Genomic DNA, 3,128 nt, shown 5'->3' on the forward strand with positions numbered 1-3,128 from the left:
CGCTTCTAATAAAGAAGGCCAAGATTCGGGACGCAGTTCAGTCATTGGTACAAAGCAGCCTGTCCCCATTGCGCCAAGCGGCGTGTGCCGTTAAGCGGAAGGGGTGTTAGCGGGACTTTCTTTTGGGCATACAATGGCTATTGGTTTGCTGCGGTGAAGGTCTGTCCGCCCCGCAGCTTTTTTCTACGGTTAAAGGAGTATGTATGTCCGTTGAGGTCATGAGGTCTGTGATCGACGCTGCCGAGGGTCGCGTGCCCGTCGACACGCTGTTTACCAATGCGCAGATTGTCGACGTATATGGCCAGCGCGTGGCGCCCGGTAGCGTTGCCGTCAAGGATGGCGTAATCGTCGGCGTGCTCTACGACGGTCGCGATGACGCTGCTGGCACCTACGAGGCGGCTGAAGTCATCGACTGCCAGGGCCGCTATCTTGCCCCCGGTTTTATCGACGGGCACTTGCATATCGAATCTTCGAACATCCGCCCTGCTGAGTATGCGCGCATGGCGGCGACGCGCGGCACCACCACTGCCATTGCCGACAGCCACGAGATTGCCAACGTTTCCGGCCTGGACGGCCTGCGCTTTATGATCGAGGACGGCCGTCGCGCGCCCATTTCCATCAAGTACATGATGCCCTCGTGCGTGCCCGCGCTGCCCGATGAGCAGGCCGGTGCCGTCATTACCGCCGCCGATATGCAGGCGTTTTTTGCCGAGTATCCGGGCGATGTCTTCGGTCTGGGTGAGATGATGAACCTGCCGGGCGTCTTTATGGGCGACCCCGAGACCTGTGCTCGCATCGATGCTGCCAACCAGACGCCGTCCAAGCAGGTTGACGGCCACGCGCCGCTCGTTGCCGGAAAGGACCTCAACGCCTATGCCGCGGCGGGCATTATCGCCGACCACGAGTCGACGATTCCCGAGGAGGCACTCGACAAGCTGTCCCGCGGCATGTATGTGATGCTGCGCGAGGGTACGTGCAGCCATGACCTGGCCAACTTGTCGCCGATGCTGCTGGAAAACCCCGCCCGTGCCCGCCGCTGCTGCTTTGCGACCGACGACCGTGCTCCCTCCGACGCGCTTTCGACCGGTATGATCGACAACGCCTGCCGTGTGGCTATCGAGGCCGGCATTGACCCCGTGGTTGCCATCTCTATGGCGTCCCTCTCCACGGCCGAGGCGTTTGGCCTGGATCACGGCTGCCGCGACCCGTACGAGCTACGCGGTGCGATTGCCCCGGGCAAGCGTGCCGACCTGCTGGTGCTCAATGATCTGACGTTTGCCACGGCTCCGCATCGCGTATATGCCGCCGGTGCCCTGGTGGCGCAGGACGGCACCTTTGTGGGCGAGATTGCACCCGAGATGGCCGAGGTTGCGGCCCTTGCCGATGAGCTGCGTGCCTCCGTTAAGCTGCCGAAGCTTTCGCTCGATGTGTTCGACTATGCCTTTAAGCCGGGCGAGGCCGTTATCGATGTGATCCCGGGCATGGCTATCACGGGCATGATTCGCCCCGAGACTGACGAGGACTTGCGCCGCATTATGCTGATTGAGCGCCATGGCCGTGGCGTGTCGTTGCAGGTCGAGGGTGTCGACGGCGACGGCCCCGCCGGTCTGGGCTTGGTCGGCAAGCATATCGGTCGCGGTTGGGTGCGCGGTTTCACCATCACCGGTGGTGCCATTGCCTCCACGATCGGCCACGATTCGCATAACGTGTGCGTGGTGGGCGACAATGCGGCGGATATGATGGCTGCCGTTGAGGCCGTGGGCCAGGGCGGCCACGTGCTGGTGCGCAACGGCGAGGTCGTGGCGCGCATTCCGCTGGCGCTCGGTGGCCTTATGAGCGAGGGTACGGCCGAGGACGTTGCCGCGCAGCACGACGACTTTATGGTCAAGGCGCGCGCCATGGGTATTGAGCCGCCGCTCGACCCCATCATGGGCATCATTTTCCTGCCCCTGCCGGTGATCCCGACGCTCCGCATCCGCCCCGAGGGCATGTTCGACGTTACAACCTTCACCTACGCCGACTAGTCATCGGGGACGTTCTTAAACGACTAGTCGTTGGGGACACTCTTTGGCGTGTCGCCTGACGCCGCGACCGTGAGACCTCTGGCATGTGTGAGCTATTTGCCAGGTCCTTGTAACGTTTACGCCCGCGGAGTCTTATTTGAGCTCCCTTTGGGTACGTTGGAATCGGATACACGTTCGATTCCAACAAGCCCGAAGGGAGCTTTTCTATGTTTAAACTGATTGCATCCGATATGGACGGCACGTTGCTTGACGAAAACGGCCAGGTGCCTCCCGAGACCTACGAACTGATTCTGGCGCTACGCGAGCATGGCGTGCATTTCGCCGCATCGTCAGGTCGTCGCTACGATCGCCTGTGCGAGTTCTTTGCGCCCGTTCGCGACAAGATGGACTTTGTCGCCGCTAACGGTGCCCAGGTCTTCGCCGACGGCAAGATGGTAGACCGTGAGGTGTATTCGCACCTGGCGATTCGAAGGCTCGCCCAAGCCGTCGCGACGTTTCCCAATCTGCATCTTGCGCTTTTTGACCGAACCAAGTCCTTCTTGCTCGATGACGAGTGCAAGTTCGTGCGTGAGGTCGATAAGGACCTTCCCAATGCCGAGCGTATTTGGGAGCTGCCCGATCCCAGCGTAAATATCATCAAGGCGAGTATCTTTTGCGATGACGGTGCCGTTATGGACAGCGCTTACGTACTGCAGCGTGAACTCGGTCAGCTCTTTACTTTTGCGCCTTCGGGCAACGCGTGGATCGATGCCATGCAGCCCGGTGTGTCGAAGGCCTCGGGCATCGCACAGCTCATGGAGCACTATGGCGTCGAACGCGACGAGGTCATGGCGTTTGGCGACTCGATGAACGACTACGAGATCATTCGCTTTGTCGGTACGGGCTGTGCGATGGGAAACGCGCGCCCCGCGCTCAAGGCGGTGGCCGATCGCGTGGTGGGTTGTAATCGCGACCACGCCGTCCAGCAGGAGCTCCGTCGCGTGCTGGAGAGTCTCGCTTAATCCGGCAGATGGGGACGTTCCTTTTCTGCCGGCAGTGGGGGACAGTCCTTGCAGCTTTTTCGCTGAACTGCGTCCCGAATCTTGGCCTTCTTTATTAGAAGCG

The 3,128-nt window shown here is 60.9% G+C and carries 2 protein-coding genes; both read left to right on the forward strand.

Annotated elements, in window-relative coordinates; all coding sequences use genetic code 11:
• Positions 1–203 precede the first annotated feature (203 nt).
• On the forward strand, positions 204–2,024 hold the full coding sequence (locus DW136_RS09735) for an adenine deaminase (RefSeq protein ID WP_117630078.1): 1,821 nt from the start codon (positions 204–206) through the stop codon (positions 2,022–2,024).
• Positions 2,025–2,230: 206 nt separating this feature from the next.
• A complete protein-coding gene (locus DW136_RS09740) occupies positions 2,231–3,025 on the forward strand; it encodes a Cof-type HAD-IIB family hydrolase (RefSeq protein ID WP_117630077.1) in 795 nt (264 codons plus the stop codon).
• Positions 3,026–3,128 lie beyond the last annotated feature (103 nt).

The sequence above is a fragment of the Collinsella sp. AM12-1 genome (assembly GCF_003472325.1).
Lineage (GTDB): Bacteria > Actinomycetota > Coriobacteriia > Coriobacteriales > Coriobacteriaceae > Collinsella.

Excerpts from the sequence above, each read along its gene's own strand:
- DW136_RS09740 (WP_117630077.1), top strand. The coding sequence starts at position 2,231 with ATGTTTAAACTGATTGCATCCGATATGGACGGCACGTTGCTTGACGAA.
- DW136_RS09735 (WP_117630078.1), top strand. The coding sequence starts at position 204 with ATGTCCGTTGAGGTCATGAGGTCTGTGATCGACGCTGCCGAGGGTCGC.